General features: G+C 69.8%; 21 protein-coding genes and 1 tRNA gene. 11 read left to right on the plus strand and 11 right to left on the minus strand.

Annotation, left to right across the window (positions count from 1 at the left end; all coding sequences use genetic code 11):
- Positions 1-123 precede the first annotated feature (123 nt).
- The 4 genes from OG413_RS19590 to OG413_RS19605 all read left to right on the plus strand — a co-directional run bounded on the left by OG413_RS19590 (position 124) and on the right by OG413_RS19605 (position 3,578).
- A complete protein-coding gene (locus OG413_RS19590; protein ID WP_073725443.1) occupies positions 124-699 on the plus strand; it encodes a TerD family protein in 576 nt (191 codons plus the stop codon).
- Positions 700-866: 167 nt separating this feature from the next.
- The gene (locus OG413_RS19595) at positions 867-1,442 is read left to right on the plus strand and encodes a TerD family protein (protein WP_266807232.1); all 576 of its coding nucleotides are present in this window, start codon (positions 867-869) and stop codon (positions 1,440-1,442) included.
- Between the two features lie 70 nt (positions 1,443-1,512).
- Positions 1,513-2,664, plus strand: coding sequence for a DUF475 domain-containing protein (locus tag OG413_RS19600; protein WP_266807234.1), 1,152 nt, complete (start codon positions 1,513-1,515; stop codon positions 2,662-2,664).
- A gap of 179 nt (positions 2,665-2,843) precedes the next feature.
- The gene (locus OG413_RS19605) at positions 2,844-3,578 is read left to right on the plus strand and encodes a Tellurium resistance (RefSeq protein ID WP_266807235.1); all 735 of its coding nucleotides are present in this window, start codon (positions 2,844-2,846) and stop codon (positions 3,576-3,578) included.
- Positions 3,579-3,624: 46 nt separating this feature from the next.
- On the opposite strand, the gene OG413_RS19610 is transcribed toward OG413_RS19605, so the two are convergent.
- A complete protein-coding gene (locus OG413_RS19610) occupies positions 3,625-4,482 on the minus strand; it encodes a TerD family protein (protein WP_266807237.1) in 858 nt (285 codons plus the stop codon).
- A gap of 221 nt (positions 4,483-4,703) precedes the next feature.
- Between OG413_RS19610 and OG413_RS19615 the strand changes: the two genes are divergently transcribed.
- The 4 genes from OG413_RS19615 to OG413_RS19630 all read left to right on the plus strand — a co-directional run bounded on the left by OG413_RS19615 (position 4,704) and on the right by OG413_RS19630 (position 10,041).
- Positions 4,704-5,867, plus strand: a complete 1,164-nt coding sequence (locus OG413_RS19615; protein ID WP_266807239.1) for an HpcH/HpaI aldolase/citrate lyase family protein — start codon at positions 4,704-4,706, stop codon at positions 5,865-5,867.
- A 10-nt stretch (positions 5,868-5,877) separates the two neighbouring features.
- A complete protein-coding gene (locus OG413_RS19620; protein WP_266807241.1) occupies positions 5,878-8,430 on the plus strand; it encodes a phosphoribosyltransferase in 2,553 nt (850 codons plus the stop codon).
- A 74-nt stretch (positions 8,431-8,504) separates the two neighbouring features.
- Positions 8,505-9,302 carry an HAD family hydrolase gene (locus OG413_RS19625; protein WP_266810253.1) on the plus strand — a complete coding sequence of 266 codons (798 nt, stop codon included), beginning with the start codon at positions 8,505-8,507 and terminating at the stop codon, positions 9,300-9,302.
- 79 nt (positions 9,303-9,381) lie between these two features.
- Positions 9,382-10,041, plus strand: coding sequence for an O-methyltransferase (locus OG413_RS19630; protein ID WP_266807243.1), 660 nt, complete (start codon positions 9,382-9,384; stop codon positions 10,039-10,041).
- A 58-nt stretch (positions 10,042-10,099) separates the two neighbouring features.
- Here OG413_RS19630 and OG413_RS19635 read toward each other — a convergent pair whose 3' ends face one another.
- The 4 genes from OG413_RS19635 to OG413_RS19650 form a co-directional block, all read right to left on the minus strand.
- Positions 10,100-10,321 carry a zinc ribbon domain-containing protein gene (locus OG413_RS19635; RefSeq protein WP_266807245.1) on the minus strand — a complete coding sequence of 74 codons (222 nt, stop codon included), beginning with the start codon at positions 10,319-10,321 and terminating at the stop codon, positions 10,100-10,102.
- A gap of 83 nt (positions 10,322-10,404) precedes the next feature.
- Positions 10,405-11,010 (minus strand): DUF4383 domain-containing protein, encoded by a 606-nt coding sequence (locus OG413_RS19640; protein ID WP_266807246.1) that lies wholly within the window; start codon positions 11,008-11,010, stop codon positions 10,405-10,407.
- A gap of 115 nt (positions 11,011-11,125) precedes the next feature.
- Positions 11,126-12,502 (minus strand): hypothetical protein, encoded by a 1,377-nt coding sequence (locus OG413_RS19645; protein ID WP_266807248.1) that lies wholly within the window; start codon positions 12,500-12,502, stop codon positions 11,126-11,128.
- A gap of 71 nt (positions 12,503-12,573) precedes the next feature.
- The gene (locus OG413_RS19650) at positions 12,574-13,290 is read right to left on the minus strand and encodes a DUF4097 family beta strand repeat-containing protein (protein ID WP_266810255.1); all 717 of its coding nucleotides are present in this window, start codon (positions 13,288-13,290) and stop codon (positions 12,574-12,576) included.
- Between the two features lie 407 nt (positions 13,291-13,697).
- Between OG413_RS19650 and OG413_RS19655 the strand changes: the two genes are divergently transcribed.
- Together OG413_RS19655 and OG413_RS19660 are read left to right on the plus strand one after the other, a co-directional pair.
- Positions 13,698-13,772, plus strand: a tRNA-Val gene (locus tag OG413_RS19655).
- 522 nt (positions 13,773-14,294) lie between these two features.
- Positions 14,295-14,534: a helix-turn-helix domain-containing protein gene (locus OG413_RS19660; protein ID WP_266807250.1), complete on the plus strand. Its 240-nt coding sequence runs from the start codon at positions 14,295-14,297 to the stop codon at positions 14,532-14,534.
- 137 nt (positions 14,535-14,671) lie between these two features.
- On the opposite strand, the gene OG413_RS19665 is transcribed toward OG413_RS19660, so the two are convergent.
- The 4 genes from OG413_RS19665 to OG413_RS19680 all read right to left on the minus strand — a co-directional run bounded on the left by OG413_RS19665 (position 14,672) and on the right by OG413_RS19680 (position 16,841).
- Entirely contained in the window at positions 14,672-14,965 is a 294-nt protein-coding gene (locus OG413_RS19665) for a hypothetical protein (protein ID WP_266807252.1), read from the minus strand.
- Positions 14,962-15,129 (minus strand): hypothetical protein, encoded by a 168-nt coding sequence (locus OG413_RS19670; protein ID WP_266807254.1) that lies wholly within the window; start codon positions 15,127-15,129, stop codon positions 14,962-14,964. Before OG413_RS19670 ends, OG413_RS19665 begins: the two co-directional genes overlap by 4 nt.
- Before the next feature lie 151 nt (positions 15,130-15,280).
- Positions 15,281-15,493, minus strand: coding sequence for a hypothetical protein (locus tag OG413_RS19675; RefSeq protein ID WP_266807255.1), 213 nt, complete (start codon positions 15,491-15,493; stop codon positions 15,281-15,283).
- 97 nt (positions 15,494-15,590) lie between these two features.
- Positions 15,591-16,841: a helix-turn-helix domain-containing protein gene (locus OG413_RS19680; RefSeq protein WP_266807256.1), complete on the minus strand. Its 1,251-nt coding sequence runs from the start codon at positions 16,839-16,841 to the stop codon at positions 15,591-15,593.
- Between the two features lie 105 nt (positions 16,842-16,946).
- Between OG413_RS19680 and OG413_RS19685 the strand changes: the two genes are divergently transcribed.
- A complete protein-coding gene (locus OG413_RS19685; RefSeq protein ID WP_266807258.1) occupies positions 16,947-17,129 on the plus strand; it encodes a hypothetical protein in 183 nt (60 codons plus the stop codon).
- Here the strand turns inward: OG413_RS19685 and OG413_RS19690 are convergent.
- A complete protein-coding gene (locus OG413_RS19690; RefSeq protein WP_266807260.1) occupies positions 17,110-17,526 on the minus strand; it encodes a hypothetical protein in 417 nt (138 codons plus the stop codon). The two genes, OG413_RS19685 and OG413_RS19690, sit on opposite strands and share 20 nt — an antisense overlap.
- A gap of 713 nt (positions 17,527-18,239) precedes the next feature.
- A complete protein-coding gene (locus OG413_RS19695) occupies positions 18,240-18,527 on the minus strand; it encodes a DNA-binding protein (RefSeq protein WP_266807262.1) in 288 nt (95 codons plus the stop codon).
- Positions 18,528-18,658: the final 131 nt, after the last annotated feature.

The raw sequence follows: 18,658 nt of genomic DNA on the forward strand, positions 1-18,658 counted from the left end.
ACCGCCCGGCCAAAAGCCTGTTTTGGCCGGGAACCGGTCACTAGGATCCATTCGTTGATCCGATGCCAACGCACTACGGGGACGCTGGTGTCTGCCGGCCCCTGAAAACCTATGGGAGGACTCGTGGGAGTCAGCCTCAGCAAGGGCGGCAACGTCTCGCTGACCAAGGCCGCGCCCAACCTGACCGCGGTCATCGTCGGTCTGGGCTGGGATGCCCGTACCACCACCGGTGGTGACTTCGACCTCGACGCCAGCGCGCTGCTGACGAACGCCGAGGGCAAGGTCGGAAACGACGGGAATTTCGTTTTCTTCAACAACCTCAAGAGCCCCGACGGTTCCGTCGAGCACACCGGTGACAACACCACCGGTGAGGGCGAGGGTGACGACGAGGTCGTCAAGGTGAACCTGGCGGGCGTTCCCGCCGACGTGGAGAAGATCGTCTTCCCGGTCTCGATCTACGAGGCCGAGAGCCGCCAGCAGAGCTTCGGCCAGGTGCGCAACGCGTACATCCGCGTGGTCAACCAGGCGGACAACACCGAGCTCGCGCGCTACGACCTGAGCGAGGACGCCTCGACGGAGACCGCCATGGTCTTCGGCGAGCTGTACCGCAACGGTGCGGAGTGGAAGTTCCGCGCCATCGGTCAGGGGTACGCCTCGGGTCTGCGCGGTATCGCGCAGGACTTCGGCGTCAACGTCTGACCCGGCACCCGGTGACGGCTCCGCCGAGGCGCTGAGCCGCACCCGCACGTCCCCGTCCGGCGCCGCACCCCGTGCGGCGCCGGACGCGCTCACCAGGGCGCTCACGCGCCTGCGTCCGGGCGTCCGAGCGTCCGGCGACATCGTCCAACGACTCGGGGAGGACACACATGGGCGTCACGCTCGCCAAGGGAGGCAATGTCTCCCTCTCCAAGGCCGCTCCCAACCTCACCCAGGTGCTGGTCGGGCTCGGCTGGGACGCACGATCCACCACCGGAGCCGACTTCGACCTCGACGCCAGCGCCCTGCTGTGCCAGTCGGGCCGGGTGCTCGGTGACGAGTGGTTCGTGTTCTACAACAACCTCACCAGCCCGGACGGCTCCGTGGAGCACACCGGTGACAACCTCACGGGTGAGGGTGACGGCGACGACGAGTCGGTCATCGTGCACCTCGACCAGGTGCCCGCCCACTGCGACAAGATTCTCTTCCCCGTCTCGATCCATGAAGCGGACAATCGCGGGCAGACGTTCGGCCAGGTCAGCAACGCCTTCATCCGCGTGGTGAATCAGGCGGACGGCCAGGAACTGGCGCGCTACGACCTCAGCGAGGACGCCTCGACGGAGACCGCGATGATCTTCGGCGAGCTCTACCGGTACAACGGCGAGTGGAAATTCCGTGCAGTGGGGCAGGGGTACGCGTCGGGGCTGCGAGGTATCGCTCTAGACTTCGGGGTCAACGTTTCGTAAAGCCGCGCACGGCGCGGGGGAGCCCCGTACTCACCGGGGGAGACCCTTACATAACACGATGGGGTAGCCAGTGGTTCTGAAAACCTTCGGCTGGTCGTTCGCGGTCACCGCGCTCGGTCTGGTCGCAGCGGTGTTCTACGGGGGGTGGCAGGCATTCGGGGTGGTGGCGATCCTGTCCGTCCTGGAGATCTCGCTGTCCTTCGACAACGCGGTGATCAACGCCGGAATCCTGAAGAAGATGAATGCCTTCTGGCAGAAGATCTTCCTCACGGTGGGCGTGCTCATCGCGGTCTTCGGTATGCGGCTGGTCTTCCCCGTCGTGATCGTGGCCATCGGTGCCAAACTCGGGCCGATCGAGGCCATCGACCTTTCGTTCAACGACCCTGACAGGTACAAGGAACTGGTCACGGACGCACATCCGTCGATCGCCGCCTTCGGTGGCATGTTCCTGTTGATGATCTTCCTCGACTTCATCTTCGAGGACCGTGACATCCAGTGGCTGCGCTGGATCGAGCGTCCGCTCGCCAAGCTCGGCAAGGTCGACATGCTGTCGGTCTGCGTCGCGCTGATCGTTCTGATGATCTCGGCCATGACGTTCGCGACCCAGGCCCACCAGCACGGCGGCGGGCACGCGGACAAGGCATCGACCGTCATGCTCTCCGGTATCGCGGGTCTGATCACGTACCTCGTGGTCGGCGGGCTCTCCGGATTCTTCGAGAACAAACTCGAAGAGGAGGAAGAGCGGGAGCACGAGGCCGAGGAAGAGGCCAAGAAGGCGGGCAAGCCCGTCTCCGCCGTCGCCCTCGCGGGCAAGGCCGCGTTCTTCATGTTCCTCTACCTGGAGGTCCTGGACGCGTCCTTCTCCTTCGACGGTGTCATCGGCGCCTTCGCCATCACCAACGAGATCGTGCTGATGGCCCTCGGCCTCGGTATCGGTGCCATGTACGTCCGTTCGCTCACCGTCTACCTGGTCCGCCAGGGCACGCTGGACGACTACGTCTACCTGGAGCACGGCGCCCACTACGCGATCGGCGCGCTGGCCGTCATCCTGCTCATCACCATCCAGTACCAGATCAACGAGCTCATCACCGGCCTCGTCGGCGTCGTACTGATCGGCTGGTCCTTCTGGTCCTCGGTGCGCCGCAACAAGGCGATCGCCGCGGCGGGCGGCGACGGGGGCGACAGCCCGGGATCCAAGGCGGAAGTCTCCTCCGGGGTGTGACCCGGTAGGTATTGAGGAACGCTCTCTGCGGGGCGGCCCACACGGCGACGGCTCTCCGGTAGGACCCGGACCCGGCCCGGTGGCCGCCCCGCAGTGATGTGTCCCGTGCCGATGCGCGGGACAGCGCGGTACATGCGGGTGGGGTCGGGATACCGGTCGCGAAACAGGTGGGGGTTGGGATGGGCTTCTTCGACGGCCTGTGGCCGGGGCGCGCGGCGCAGTTCGAGTCGGGCAATTCCGCGACGAGTTCGATCGTGCTCTCCAAACGGAACGCCACGGTCTCGCTGAACAAACAGGGCGCGCTCTCCGGCAACCTCCGGGTCAATCTGTCCTGGCGGATGCGGAGCTCGGACATCTCGGGCGGGTCGCGCGGGAGCGGCTCGCTCCTGCGCCCGTTCAAGCTCTTCAAGCCCGAGGTGGTCCAGGCGCACACCCAGGGCATGGTCAACGTCGACCTGGACCTCGGCTGCATGTACGAACTCCAGGACGGCACCAAGGGAGTCGTGCAGCCGCTGGGCAACCTGATCGGCGATCTGAACGGCCCGCCGTACATCCGGCTCAGCGGCGACGACCGCTTCGGCGCACCGTCGGGGGAGACGGTCTACGTCAATCTCGACCAGCGCGACCAGATCAAGCGGCTGCTGTTCTTCTGCTACATCTACGACCAGACGCCGGCGTTCGACCGTACGCACGCCAAGGTGACGCTCTACCCGGGCAACGGCCCGCGCATCGAGATCGAGCTGGACGAGCGCGCCCCGCAGGCCCGCTCCTGCGCCGTGTTCACCGTGGAGAACATCAAGGACGAGCTCATCGTGCGGCGCGAGGTGAAATTCGTCTACGGCTTCCAGTCGGAGCTGGACCGGATGTACGGCTTCGGGATGCAGTGGGGGCGCGGCTACAAAACCCGGGCCTGAGCGCCGGTGCCCAGCGGCCGGCCCTGGCACCCCGGGGCCCGGCGGCTCAGGAACGAACGAACTGCGGGCCCTGCGGGGGCAGCACGAAGTTCGGGTCGGGTGCGAAGGCGGCGGCCGCGGCGGGCTGCGGGTAGCCGTACGTGGGCGGCGCGGAGACGGGTTGCGGGTAGCCGTACGCGGGCGGCGCCGATGTCGGCTGCGGATAGCCGTAGGCGGGGGGCGGCGAGGCGGGCTGCGGATAGCCGTACGCGGGCTGCTGGTGCTGGACCGTGGCCTGCGAGTCCGTGGCGAGCGGATGAGCCGGGAGCGGCCCCTGGGCGGCTTCCTCCTGAGCCTGAGCTTCCGCCCGCGCTTCCGCCTCCGACTCGTCGACCGAGATCCCGAAGGCGGTGGCGAGCCCGATCAGACCCGTCGGATAGCCCTGTCCGACCGCCCGGAACTTCCAGCCCTCCCCGCGCCGGTAGAGCTCCCCGCAGATGATGGCGGTCTCCTCACCGGTCTCCGCCCTGATATCGAAGACGGCCATCGGCTCACCGTCCGCGAGCGCGGCGTCGAACAGCAGTATCCGCAGATCCCGGACCTGCTCGAAGGGCGCGCCGTCGGAGGACGCGGCGATGACCACCTGGTCCACCGAGGGATCGAGCGCGGCCAGATCCGCCTCGATCGTGTCGGTCAGCCCTTCGGCGACGCTGCGCTTCGGCAGCCGCCGCACCAGACCGGAGGGGTGCCGGGGCTGGTTGTAGAAGACGAAGTCCTCATCGGAGCGCACACGGCCGGAGGCGCCCAGCAACAGGGCGGAGGCATCCACATCCGGAACGCCGGCCCCCGGGGTCCAGCGCAGCACGGCCCGTACGGCCATGGCGTCGAGGGGGACGTTCGAGCCCTTCAGCATCGCGTGCGTCATGCCCGTCATCCTGCCTGCTGGCCGCCCGTGCGGACAACGCGGGGGGCACAACGGATGGGCCCGGCGGAGCCCGGGGGAGGCGTGACAATACCGTGCGGAGGGAGTGGGCAATGGGCGGGTAACCGGAAATTCATGCACATGGGGAACTGTTGACACCCGCCCGTACGTACTATTACCGGCCATACGTTTGTCCAGCCGGTCAGGCAGTTCGGGGGAAACTCATGCGTCATTTCGGGCATATCTCGCCCGCTGCCCGGGAGGGCCTGTTCTTCCAGGAGCCGTGCGAATTCAACGCGAGCTCGTCCGCCCGGCTGCTGTCGGTCGCCCTGGGAGCCACCCTCTATTCTCCGGCCACCCGGCCGAACCTCGCCGAAGACGTGATCAAACAGGCGGGGCTCGGCGTCGTCTCCATGGTGCTCTGCCTGGAGGACTCGATCAACGACGCCGAGGTGGTCGAGGCCGAGGCGAACCTGGTCAGACAGTTCACGGAGCTCGCCACGCGGCCCGACGAGGTCCCGCTGCTCTTCATCCGGGTCCGCGAGCCCGGCCAGATCATCGACCTGGTCGACCGGCTCGGCCCCGCGGTCCGGATGTTGTCCGGATTCGTACTACCGAAATTCACGGAGGAGCGGGGCACGCTCTTCCTGGAAGCGCTCGCCGAAGCGGAAGCGGCCTGTGGGCAAAGGCTGTTCGCCATGCCGGTTCTCGAATCGCCGGAGCTCCTCCATCTGGAGACCCGGAGCGAAACCCTGCACGGAATCGCCCGCTCCGTGGACAAGTACCGCGACCGCGTCCTCGCGCTGCGGCTCGGCGTCACCGACTTCTGCTCGGCCTACGGTCTGCGCCGGGCGCCCGACATGACGGCGTACGACGTCCAGATCGTCGGTGCCGTCATCGGCGATGTCGTCAACGTCCTGGGCAGGGCGGACGGGACGGGCTTCACGATCACCGGACCGGTGTGGGAGTACTTCCGCCTCCAGGAACGCATGTTCAAACCGCAGCTGCGCCGCAGCCCCTTCCTGGAGGGCCGGGCGGAGGAACTGCGTACCGCACTCATCGCGCACGACCTGGACGGCCTGCTGCGGGAGATCGGGCTCGACCGGGCCAACGGGCTGCTCGGCAAGACCTGCATCCACCCGTCGCACGTGGCCCCCGTGCACGCACTGTCGGTGGTCAGTCACGAAGAGTTCAGCGACGCCCAGGACATCCTGCGGCCGGAACGCGACGGCGGCGGTGTACTGCGTTCCGCGTATACGAACAAGATGAACGAAGTGAAGCCCCACCGGGCCTGGGCCGAGCGCACGCTCCTGCGGGCCGAGGTCTTCGGTGTGGCGAGGGAAGACGTCGGCTTCGTGGAACTGCTGGCCGCCGGCCTGGCGAACTGAGCGCGCGTCGATGAGCGAGCGCGCGACGAGAGAAGAGACCGTGGACGTGGTGTGGTCGGGCAGCTGGGTTGCCGAGCGACTGGGAGTCGAGCTGATCGGCGACGGGGAGCTCCAGGAAATGCTGGGCCTCGCCCTGCGCCGCAACCCCAAGCGGGCGCATCTGCTCGTGTCGAACGTGCTCGGCAAGCATGTGCCGCAGCGGCCCTCGGTGGTGTACGGCGCCGGGTTCGAACTGGGCGAGCGGGTGCGGGCGCTCCTGGGTGACACCGAGGCCGCCCGCGCGGTCGTCCTCGGCTACGCCGAAACGGCCACCGGCCTCGGCCACGCCGTCGCGGACGGGCTCGGGACGGCCCCGTATCTGCACTCGACGCGACGCCCGGTGGAGGGCGTCGCCAGGGCGGGCGGTTTCGAGGAGTCCCACTCGCACGCCACGTCGCACCTGCTGCTGCCGGAGGACGGGGCACTGCTGGCGGGCCCCGGTGCCGACGGTGCCCCCGCGCCGCTGGTCCTGGTGGACGACGAGTTCTCCACCGGCGACACCGTGCTCAACACCATCCGCATGCTCCATGAGCTGTATCCCCGCGAGCGGTACGTCGTCGTGGCGCTGGTGGACATGCGATCGGAGCGGGACCGCGGCCGACTGGCCGAGTTCGCCGCCGAGATCGGTGCCCGCGTCGACCTGGTGGCGCGCGGCTCGGGGACGGTCGGCCTGCCGGACGGCGTCCTGGAGCGGGGCCAGGCACTGGTCGCCGCGCAGGAGAGGGAGGAGCAGGCGGAGCGGGGGCGGACGTCCCGGAAGACCACGGCGTCCCCGAGCGCACCGGCGGCCACCCTCACCCGGATTCCGCTGGCCTGGCCCACCGGCGTCCCCGACGGCGGCCGGCACGGCTTCACCCCCGCCCACCGGGCGCTCCTGGAACCGGCACTGCCGGGCATGGCCGCCCGGATCGCCGACGCGCTGGGCGACGCCCGCCGCGTACTGGTCCTCGGCTTCGAGGAGCTGATGTACGCGCCGCTGCGCCTCGGCACCGCGCTGGAGGCCCTCACCGACGCCGACGTGCGGTATTCGACCACGACCCGCTCACCCGTCCTGGCCGTCGACGACCCCGGCTACGCGATACGCAGCCGACTGGTCTTCCCGGCCCATGACAACCCGGCCGACGGCCCCGGCGACCGGTACGCCTACAACGTGGCGGGCGCCGGTTTCGACGCGGTCGTGGCCGTCGTCGACTCCACCGCCGACACCCCCGAGCTGCACGCCCCGGACGGCCTGCTGGCCGGGCTCGCAGCGCACACCGGCCGGGTCCTGCTCGCGGTCGTCCCCTCGTACACCCCGGCGCCCGCCCCCGCTTCCGCCCCCACTCCCTCGGGCGCCTCGTTGCCCGCCCCCTCGCACGCCTCCGACCGGCAGGAACCCCGCATGCTGCCCGAGCCCCTCCGCGGCCCCGACTTCTCCTCCTACGCGGCCACCGATGTCGGCTGGCTGCTCCAGGACCTCTCGGACACGGAGCTGGAAGCGCCCACCGAGGAGCGCGAGGAGGCGATACAGAGCGGTGGCGCGCACTACGCCGAGTCGCTGCCCGTGGAATACCAGCCCAGCGCCGAGTACCAGGCCCTGTTCGAAGCGGCCCTGGACACCTCGGCCGCACGCATCGCCCGAGCCGTCGGGACCGTCACCGAAACCGTCCTCGCCGAGCGCGGCCCGCGCCCGGTGCTGGTCTCCCTGGCCCGTGCCGGTACCCCCGTCGGCGTACTGATGCGCCGCTGGGCCCAGCACCGGCACGGCCTCGACCTGCCGCACTACGCCGTCTCCATCGTGCGCGGGCGCGGCATCGACGCCAACGCCCTGCGCTGGCTGGCCGCCCACCACGACCCGGCCGACGTCGTGTTCGTCGACGGCTGGACCGGCAAGGGTGCCATCACCCGCGAACTGGCGGTGGCACTCGCCGAGTTCGAGGGCTTCAACCCCGAGATCGCGGTCCTGGCCGACCCGGGCGGCTGCGTGCGTACGTACGGCACGCGCGAGGACTTCCTCATTCCGTCCGCGTGCCTCAACTCCACGGTCTCCGGCCTGATCTCCCGTACGGTCCTGCGCGCCGACCTGGTCGGCCCCGAGGACTTCCACGGCGCGAAGTTCTACCGGGAGCTGGCCGGCGCCGATGTGTCCGGCCACTTCCTCGACACGGTCGCCGCCCGCTTCGACGAGGTCGTGGACGACGTCGACGCCGAGGTCAAGGAGCTGCTGGCGGCCGACCGGGCACCCACCTGGGAGGGCTGGGCCGCCGTCGAGCGGATCAGCGAGGAGTACGGCATCCATGACGTCAACCTGGTCAAGCCGGGTGTCGGCGAGACCACGCGCGTACTGCTGCGCCGGGTCCCGTGGAAGATCCTCGCCCAGCGGGGCGCGGGCGCGGACCTTGAGCACATCCGGCTGCTGGCAGCTCAGCGCGGGGTCCCGGTCGAGGAGGTCGACGAACTCCCGTACACCTGCGTGGGCCTGATCCACCCGCGGTTCACCAGGGGTGCGACGGGCGCGGACGGCAAGGCGGTGACGGAAAAGTGACCTCCACCGAGACCTCCACCGAGACGTCGACCGGGATCTCCATCGGGGCCTCCGCCGTGGATGGTGCGGTGACCATGGTCGCCAGCGACCTCGACCGCACCCTCATCTACTCCTCCGGGGCGCTCCACCTCACCGTGCCGGACGCAGAGGCCCCCCGGCTGCTCTGCGTGGAGGTGTACGACCACAAGCCGCTCTCGTACGTGACGGAGACGGCGGCCGGACTCCTGCGGGACGTGGCCCGTTCGACGGTCTTCGTACCGGCCACCACCCGTACCCGCGAGCAGTACCACCGCATCCACCTCCCCGGCCCGGCCCCCCGCTACGCCATCTGCGCCAACGGCGGACACCTCCTGGTCGACGGGGTCTCCGACCCGGACTGGCAGGCACAGGTGGCGACCCGGCTCGCCGACGAATGCGCCTCGCTCGCCGAGGTCCGGGCCCACCTCGTCGCCGCCGCCGACCCGGCGTGGCTGCTCAAGGAACGGGTCGCCGAGGACCTCTTCGCCTACCTCGTCGTCGAACGCGCGCTGCTGCCCGAGGACTGGGTGAAGGAGCTGGCGGAGTGGACGGACGGCCGTGGCTGGACCGTCTCGCTCCAGGGCCGGAAGATCTACGCCGTGCCCAGGCCGCTCACCAAGAGCGCCGCGATGCGGGAGGTGGCCCGCCGCTGCGGCGCCACCCGCACCCTCGCCGCCGGTGACTCGCTCCTCGACGCCGACCTGCTGCTGGCCGCCGACCGCGGCTGGCGCCCCGGCCACGGAGAGCTCGCCGACAGCGGCTGGAGCGCTCCCCACGTCGAGGCGCTGAGCGAGAGCGGGATAGCGGCGGGCGAGGAGATCCTGCGCCGGTTCCTGGGCGCGGACACGGCGTAGGGCCGGGCTTCCGGGCGTGGCGGCCCTGCGCTGGTCAAGCTGCGTACGAGAGACCGACCGCACGAAGGAGCGACGCGCGATGACCAAGGGCAACGAAACCAGGATCACGGACGAGCTGTACGCGTACATGCTGGCGCACAACCCGCCGCTGGACGCGGTCCAGCGCGAGCTGGTGGAGACCACCTACGCGCGGTTTCCCCGCCACGCCGGGATGCAGTCGGCCGCGGAACAGGGCCCGCTGCTCGCGTTCCTCGTCCGGCTGACGGGGGCCAGGCACATCGTGGAGGTCGGCACGTTCACCGGCTTCAGCGCCCTGGCTATGGCCCAGGCGCTTCCGGCGGGCGGGGTGCTGATCGCGTGCGACATCTCGGAGGAGTGGACGGCGTACGGCCGGGAGGCATGGGCGAAGGCGGGCGTCGCCGACCGCATCGACCTGCGCATCGCGCCCGCCCTCGACACCCTGCGGGCGATGCCGCCCGAGCCGCACATGGACTTCGCCTACCTGGACGCGGACAAGGGCAACTACATCCCGTACTGGGAGGAGTTGGTGCCCCGGATGCGCCCCGGCGGCGTCATCGCCACGGACAACGTGCTGTTCCACGGCGGTGTCACGGACCCGGAGGCGACCGGGGGAGCGGCGGCGATCAAGGAGTTCAACGACCATGTCGGCGCCGACGCCCGGATGGACAGCGTGCTGCTGACGGTCGCGGACGGGCTGACGCTCTCCCGTAAGAAGTAGCGCCGGCCCGCCGCCCGCCCGTCCGTCTGTCGGCTCTGAGGCGTTCGTCGCTCGGGTCTCAGCCGCAGCAACCGCCGCCGCAGCAGCCACCACCTCCGCCTCCGCCGCCGGACGGGGCGGGTGCGGACGCGGCCGATCCGCCCACGGCCACGGCGGAGAGCAGCTTCACGGTGTCGTCGTGCCCGGCGGGGCAGGCGGCGGGGTCGGAGGACTCCGCCATCGGGCGGCTGAGTTCGAACGTGTCTCCGCAGGTGCGGCAGCGGAATTCATAGCGAGGCATGGCCCCAGGCTAGAGCCAACGCCGGTACGGGGCTACGCCCGAAGGTGTGGGCTCGGTCCTCCGACCCGCTCGCACCGGGCGGCCTACCCGCGGGCGTCCGGCATGGTGAGGGGCGGCCGCCCGCGGCGGGTCTCGTGGGCGGCCTGTTCCGGGTGGCGGGCGCGCCAGTAGGGGTTGTCGTGCGGCAGGCCGCCACTGACCCTCCCGTACATCCCGAAGAACATCAGCATCAGGCCGACCACAAAGCTGAACAGGACGTTCTGGATCTGGAAGGCGAGGAAGTTCATACCGGTGTCCAGGATCGCGAGATTCACGAAGCCGCTGAGGATGAAGGCGATGCCCAGGACCATGTTGAGCGTCGAGGCGAAGTTGCCGCCGACGACCATTCCGGCGAAGAGCAGCAGCCCGACGCAGATGGACAGCACGCTGAGGGCGCCGTTGGTGTTGAGGCCCGCGACCGTGGCGCCACCGGTGTCGAAGAAGCCGACCTTGTCGATCAGCCCGAGGACACCGAAGGCGAGCAGCACCAGTCCGGTCAGCCCGGCTCCGATCCGGTAGACCTGGCTGAGCCGGTGGTCGACCGGGAGGTGTTCGTCGAGCCGGATGCCGGTGCGCCGCCGAAGGGGACGCGGCCGCACCGGGCGAGGCGCGAGGGGTGCGCGAGGTTCATGCCGTGCGTGAATGGCCATGTCGGACTCCTTGGCCTCCTGTGAAGCCGCGTACTTCCAGGATCGACCACCCACGACAACGGGACAAATCAGACGCGGCGGCTCGGGCCCAGGCTCCGGCCCCCCCGGCCCCGTCTCAGGCTCCGGCCCCGCGCTCCTCACGGATCTCGGAGACCACCCGCGCCGCGGTCTGCCGCACGGCCTCGGTCTCGGTCAGGAAGTGCCAGTAGTCGGGGTGCCGCCCCTCAAGGCCGCTGATGGCACGATCCAGCCGTGCCACGGCGTCGTCCAGTGGCCGGGCATGGCGCGGATCGGGCGTGTTGCGTCCGGCCATGGCCAGCCGCTGGGCGTCCCGGATGGCGAACCGGGTCCGCTGGATCTCCTGCTCCGGGTCCTTCGCCACGGCGTCCAGCCGCCGCAACCGGTCACCGGCGGCGGACACCGCCTCATCGGTCGCGTTCAGCAGGGCCCGGACCGTGCTCAGCCGGGAGATGGCGTCGGGCCAGCGCTGCTCGTCCCGGGCCTTGGCGGCCTCGGCGAGCTTCTCCTCGGCCTGCCGGATGTTCACCGACGCCTGCTTCGGGACGGGCTGGAGGTCTTGCCAGCAGGCGGCCGAGAACCGCCGCCGCAGCTCGCTGAGCACCGGCTCGACCGACCCCGCGCGCGTCGTCAGGGCCTGGGCACGGGTGCGCAGCGACACCAGCCGCCGGTCGATCTCGGCGGCCCGCTCCGGCAGCCGTTCGGCCTCGGCCCGTACCGCCTCGGCGTCCCGCAGCACCGTGTCGGCCCGCTGGAGCGTCTCCGCCACCCCGTGCCGGCCGGCGCCCTGATTGAGCTTGGTCAGCTCCGGGGCGAGGGCCGCCAGCCGTGCCGCGAGATCGTCCGCCCGCAGCCCGGACGCCCGTACCGCGTCGAGAGCGTTGCTCGCACCGAGCAGCGCCTGCCGGGCCCGCTCCACGGCGGGCACGAGCCGGGCGAGCTGGGTCTCGGCACTGCCGAGCAGCGGGCCGAGCCCCTGCGCGAACCGGTCCAGCTCGCCCCTGACCCGTACGAGATCGTCCTTGGCCCGGGTCAGCTCGGTCCGGGCGTGGGTGGCGACGGACGGTTCCAGATCGTCCCGGTCGAGGTCGTGCGCGTCGACGGCCGTGATGTACGCGTGGCTGACCTCGTCGATGCGCCGCCCGAGCGCGGCGAAGTCGTCCGCCGCCCTGCGGCCGCGCGAGGAACTGTCGACCGCGGTGATCGTCTCGATGGAGATCCGCAGGTCGCGCTGAGCGGTGTCCAGCTCGTAGAAGGCTTCGGCGGCGGCGTCCTTCGCCGCCTGCGCGTCGGCGCGCTGGTTCTCCCCGCGCCCGCCGAACCAGCGGCGCGTACCGCCACCGGCGAAGGAGGCGGGCAGCGCGGCGACGAGGAGGGGCACCGGCAGCAGCATCAGCGCCAGCACGTCCCGGACCCCCTGGACGGCGGAACTCCCACCCGCTCTTGCCTGCGGCCGCGCGTGTGTCGCCGTCACATCCCTCTCCCGTGCTGTTTCGCCCTGCCCGGTACATTCTCCCACCAGGTAAGGACGAACACACGGGTCGGTTAGTTCGCGCTTCGCACGGTGACTTGTCCATTGTCGCTGCGGGCCTTCACCACGTGCGTGCTGCTGTCGCTGCGGGCCACCTCCACGGAGACGTCGCCGTTGTCGGCCGAGGCGTTCACGGCGTACGCCCGTTTCCCCGGCGGCAGGTCGATGGTGATGCCCCCGTTGTCGCTGACGGAGTCCACCAGATCCGGCACGGCGCTGAACCCCAGCCGGACCGACCCGCTGTCCGACCGGGCGATCACGGACTTGCCGGAGATCCTTTCCGCGACGACGGAACCGTTGTCGCTCACCAGCTTCAGGGGCCCGCGCGAGTCCCGTACGACGACGCCGCCGTTGTCGGAGGAGAGGTCGAGCGGGGTGTCGAACCCGGTGGCGCTGACCCGCCCGTTGTCCGAGCCCGCCTTCACGGTCACCCCGCGCGGCACCTTCACCCGGTGCACGGAGTCGCAGTTGCTGCTCAGGGCGTCGCACGTCACCTTGAGCGTCAAGGTGTCGTCCACCATCCTCCAGGTGGCATCGGGCCCGCTGCCCAGCACCACCCAGCCGTCGACCTGCCGCTCCACCTCGACCCGCTCCACGTCGGCGGGTACGAGTTCGATGGTGGAGTTCTCGGACACGATGGTCAGCGTCCGCCCCTCGATGCCGAACGCCTTGCGCTCGACCGGGGCACTGTCGACATCGGTCCCACAGCCACTGAGCGCCACGGCGAGCAGGACGGCCCCACCACCGACGAGAAACGCCCGGCCCCGTCCGGCCCCACGATCCCGGAAGGGCGCACCGCCCTCACAGGTGCCGCTGATGCCACTGGTAGCGCGGTGAGCACGTATACGGAATTCCACGGTGATCGGTCCCCCAGGTGGTGCTGTCGGATGGTGCCGCTCGCTGCGGCGGGTACGTCCTTCGCGGCCGGTGCGGCTTTCCGGTACGTCCCTCGTGGCCGGTGCGGCTTCACCGTATGCACCCGCGCCACCGACGAGAATCCGGACGGCTACCGTCTCCGGGGTGGGGATATCCCCCCATCCACCCCCACGACCTACCCCCACCGAACGGCCGGGACCGGAGCCGCGGAACCGGTTTGTGAGCGGGGGCCCTGAGCCATGTACGCTGTTGCCTCATCCACGGGTGCGTAGCTCAGGGGTAGAGCGCTGCTCTTACAAAGCAGATGTCGGCGGTTCGAAACCGTCCGCGCCCACCAGGGATAAGTAGCAGGTGAGAGCCTGTTTTTGGCCCCCCAACCATGATCGGCTGGGGGGCCTTCTCGTGGCCAAAGTCCACTAAGAGTCCACATCCCCACGGGAAGCGCCATGATTCGCCACCCGTTCGAGTGATGGATTCCGTGCCCCCGGCACGTAGGCTGCTGGGCAGGGAGGGGCAGGCACGTCTCCCCACGCGCGCCTGAGACGCGCCTCCCGAAAGTCTGTGGTGTACCGGCGGGGAGGCCGGTCCCACAGAAGCAAGGCCCCCACCGGTTATGTCGGTGGGGGCCTTCTGCTGTCCAACGTAGACCGCCCCGCACCTGTTTAGGTGCGGGGCGGGGCGCTATGACCGAGTCATAGCGCCATGCGGCGGAATCTGGCGGAGACGCGTACACCAGGCGCCGCATTCGATGCCGGGCCCTTTCGGGTCGGCCGCTCAGGGTTACGTGCCTCTGGCATGTGCCGCAAGATGTAGGTTCTGCCCTACATACATTCGATCATGGTCGGGCGAGCGTGACTGTGTGCCGCGCTCCGTTCCACCACCCGACTGGGTACTCACCCGCCGCCGGGCCATCGGAGACCGCATCCGCGCAGCCCGGCTCACCGCCGGCCTGACGCAGGAGCAGGTAGCCCTGAACATCGGGATGGACCGGGCCACGTACAACCGGATCGAGATGGGCCACTCGGCCGCGCTGATCGACAGCCTCATCCTCATTGCCGAAGCCCTGGGCACAGATCTCGCCGACTTCGTCCGGAAGTAGCCCGGCCGGTCACCGGAGTCCGTGCCGGTTCGGGTCGTGGCACGCCCCTTTCGTGGTGCCGCATCCGGAGCAGCCCTGCCCGCCTTCGTCGTTCGCGGTCGGGGTGGGAAGCGTCGCGCTGTGCATGGTGGTTCCGTTCAGGTGGTGTGGCAGGGGCAGGCGCAGTCAGGACGCCGGCAGTGGTCGTGGCCGTCGGCCAGGTGGGGTTGCTGTGCTGCGCGGCAGGAGGTGCTGTGCGTGTCGCCGCGGAGCTGCTCGGCCAGGCCCAGCACGTCATCGAGCCGGGCCCCGGAAGCCGCGGCCTCGGCCAGCTCGGTGTTCGTGATCGGTTGGCCGTGCCACAGGAGGGTGACCCCGTGTTCGGGGCAGCAGGCCATGCCGTCGGTCTCGATCGCGAAGTCGTGGACACCGCCGCTGTGGTGGCACTTCACTCGTCGTCCCTCCGGGCGCTGTCCGGGGTGTTCGGCCATTCCCTGTGCTCGCTGGGGGCACGCCAGTCGTAGTGGGGACCGGTGTGGCCGGGTTGCTGGGTGCATCGGGCGTAGGTGCCGGGGTTCTCGGCCCAGCAGTACCCGTACCCGATGGGCGTGTTCATCGGCGTGCCTTCTTCCATGCGCGGCCGAGCTGTATGACGGTCGCGCACTGCGCGCCTGTTCGGCAGGCGTCGCACGCGAGGGTGTGCCCGAGATACGCCAGATACGCAAGCTCCGGGGGCGGGACTGCGGTCCGCTGCTGCGTCGATGCCATCACCGGGCCGCCCTCCGCCCCGAGCACGCAAGGGCGTCCACGCATTCACGGGGGAACCAGGAGTATGCGGCGCCGGTGGCGGGGGTGACGCGCTGTTCGCCGAGGTCGACGCCCAGGTCAGTGCCGAGTGGTGACCGGCACCACACGCAATGCCAACCGCGCTGCTGCTGCTCGGTCAGACCACTGACCGCCGGTAGGTGCGTCACCGCCATGGGGGCCTCCTGAGTCGTCGGGGGGACGTCCTCAGACCGTAAGAGCGGCCACAGCAAACGAGGGGCAGGATTCCTGCCCCTCGCTCAGAGGTTCGAACTACGCTGCCAGCAACCCGAGTTGTTCAGCCAGTTGAGCCGCGCGCTGCCGCCGGGCCGGGACCTTCGACTCCGTCTCTTCCAGCACGATGCGCCTCGCGTACCCGTTGTACCGAATGGTCTCTGGGGCGGCCCGGTACGCGCGCTCCAGCGTCGCGAGCGCGGTCTCCTGCTGCCCGTCGAGCTGGTACGCGCGGGCTTCCTCGATCCGGTGCCGGGCCAGACGCGGCCGGGAAGGAATCGTGGTGGCGTCTGCGGCCACGGCCTGCCGCACCGACTCGCCGCCAGCGCGGAGCTCCACCGCGACTGTGACCGCGTGGGCGCCCATGATGGCCTGCGAGAAGCTGCTGATCGGGTGGTAGTACGTCGGATCCAGGCGGCGGGATGTGGCCTTTGCCTTGTCCCACCATCCCCAGGCGACGCCGGACTGCCCACGGCGAGCAGCTGTGTACCCGGCCTCGAACTGGAGGGCGCCGGTGATGGCTACCGTGCGGTCGTCGGCGTCGGGGAGGAACCGGTCGAGGTAGCCGAGTGCCTCCATCGTCATGGCGTCCGCCGCGTCGAAGTGGGACGGCCCGGTATCCCGGTGCGCCTGCGCGGCCAGCCACGCAGCCACTCCGATTGCGTGCGGGTCCTCGGACTCCTGCGCCGCGACCATGCCTCGCTCGGCCACACGCCACAGCAGGGCACTGTCGGGCTGGTAGGCGACGAAGAACTGCGACAGCGAGTAGACCTCGGACAGGACCGCCTGAGCTGCCCGCCGCTCAGCTGCCGTGTCCGTTTGACGTACGGCCAGCTGGGCGTCTCGGATCAGGCCAGGCAGCAGCTCACCGATGACCTCTCGGTGGTTCGCCGCCTGGTGGCGTGCTGCCCAGGCCGTCGCCAGCCGGGCCGCCAGATGCTCGGTCGACGGCGCCTGCCGGTCGCTGCCCAGCGTCAGCGTGTTCACTGCAGCCCGGACCGCTCCGAGCCTGGGGTGGCCCGGACCGATGAACAGTTCTGTCGGCGTGGACTGGTCGCCCGTCAGGTCGGACAGGTCGCGGACACGCAGCAGCTCGGCGATACGCAGCACGATCGGCAACTTCGGCATCTGGAGCTGCCCTGTCTCCACCTGCTTCACCCACGAGGGCGACATACCGAGCAGCCCGGCAATAACCGGACGGCTCAGCCCGCGTCGGGTGCGGAGAATTTGCATGCGCTGACCGAATCCCATCGGGTCGGTGTACGGGTCCGGGGTAGCATCATTCGGCATGGCCTTGCCCCTCTCTGAACAGCTCGTCACTGTCAGGGTATGGGGCAAGGCCCTTTCTGTGTGCCGGTCCCAGCGGCTGCCTGGTCGGGGCCGTACGATCCGCTGGTGGCGAATATCGAACTCACCGACGACCTGATCGCACTGGAGCGCGCGGCCTGGGCCGAGCAGCAGGAAGGCCGCCTCACCGTGGCGACCGCGGCCCGTGTGCCTCAGGCCACCAAGGTCCAGACCGGCACCCTCACGTGCGGTGAATACACGACGACCACCGTCAAGGTGTCTTGCGTCTAAGTGCCGACCACTGGAGAGTCGCGAAAGCGATGCCGATCAGTGCCTGCGACGGAATCCACACGGCGCCGGCGGGCTCGGGGTCGATCCAGAGCGCGAGCGATGTGACGCTGAGGGCCGCCCACAGCAGATTCGAGTCGATGACGAGCTTCACGAGCGCGGCGGGCGGCTCCGGTCGGGCGGCGAGAGCGCCCACGCTCACCCCGTAGAGCACAAGGAGGACACCCAGCGGGAGGAGGACCCGGTCGTCGACTCCGAGCAGCCGCCCGATCGGGCCGGACGCCATGGCGTACGCCAGTCCGTTGACGCCGGTAGCGATGGCGTCGAGGGCGAGGAAGCGACGCAGCATGGCCGTCGCGTCGGTGGTGCGGGACAGCCCGGTGAGCAGAGCGGCGGACATGGTGATCAGCTTCCGTCAAGGTCGAAGTCGAGGTCATGTGCGAACGGCCCAAGGTGGGGTGCACCGCCCAGGAACCGGTTACGTAAGGCTGCCTCGGAGGGTGGGGCGTGTCGATTACCTCGCAGGTAATGGGGGCGCGTGCCGTGGGAGCGGGTGCGGTGTGACGATGTCCTGGTGCGGAGTTCGCGTCCGCGCCGAGGGGCCCATGGTCACGGTGTCTGCTCGACCGCCCTCCGTCGGCCTCCTCTGACCGGGTGCGGGCATACGAAGGGCCCCCTCCACCCGAAGGTGAAAGGGGCAACCCCGCAGTGCGGGGACCATCCACATACGTAGCTCTCGCCAGTGAAGAACATGGGACCAACCCCGCGCGTACGGGACCATCCCAGCTCGGCGACTCCGGCGCGGTGCCCGGTGGGACCATCCCCGCGCGTCCGGGGAACATCGCCGAGGAGCAGCGACGAAACCGATAACAGCGGGACCATCCCCGCGCGTACGGGGAACATAACGGCCTGCCCGCGGTCGTACAGGCTTACCCGGGACCATCCCCGCGCGTACGGGGAACATAGTTCGTGACCTGCGGCTTTGTGTACCGAACCCGCGAAAATAGGTGACTTCCGCTGACTCGGATGCTACCGGCGAGGACACGACTTCCCCTTGACAGGCGATCTTGACCGCTCGACCGGCGACCAGCAGCCTGGCCTCGATCGGGGCCCTCAGAACGAGAGAACGATGTCCTTGAGCAGGCGCAGGGCCTTGCGCCAGCGGGGAGCGGTGGCACGCCAGTGCTTCTCCGCTTCCACGCTGGCGCGGGTGACAGCCAGGTCCTTGCCGGTGGTGCGGACCAGGTCGATCCGGTGAGTGATGTGCGTCAGCGCGTTGAGATGGATCGGGCCGATACCCAGAGAGGACGCGGCCTCCTCCTGAGTCATCCACTCGCCGCCCTCCGGGAGGTCGCAGCAGGAGAAAGATATCTGCGGGAGGTTGTCCGTCCAGGTCTTCACCTGGGCATTGTCGCCGACCGGGCTTGGCCTCCTCCGACCAGGTCCGGGCACACGAAACAGCCCCTCCGCCGGAAGACGAAGGGGGCAATCCCGCAGTGCGGGGACCATCGAAAGTACGCGCCGGATCTGGG

The organism is Streptomyces sp. NBC_01433 (assembly GCF_026340105.1).
Lineage (GTDB): Bacteria > Actinomycetota > Actinomycetes > Streptomycetales > Streptomycetaceae > Streptomyces.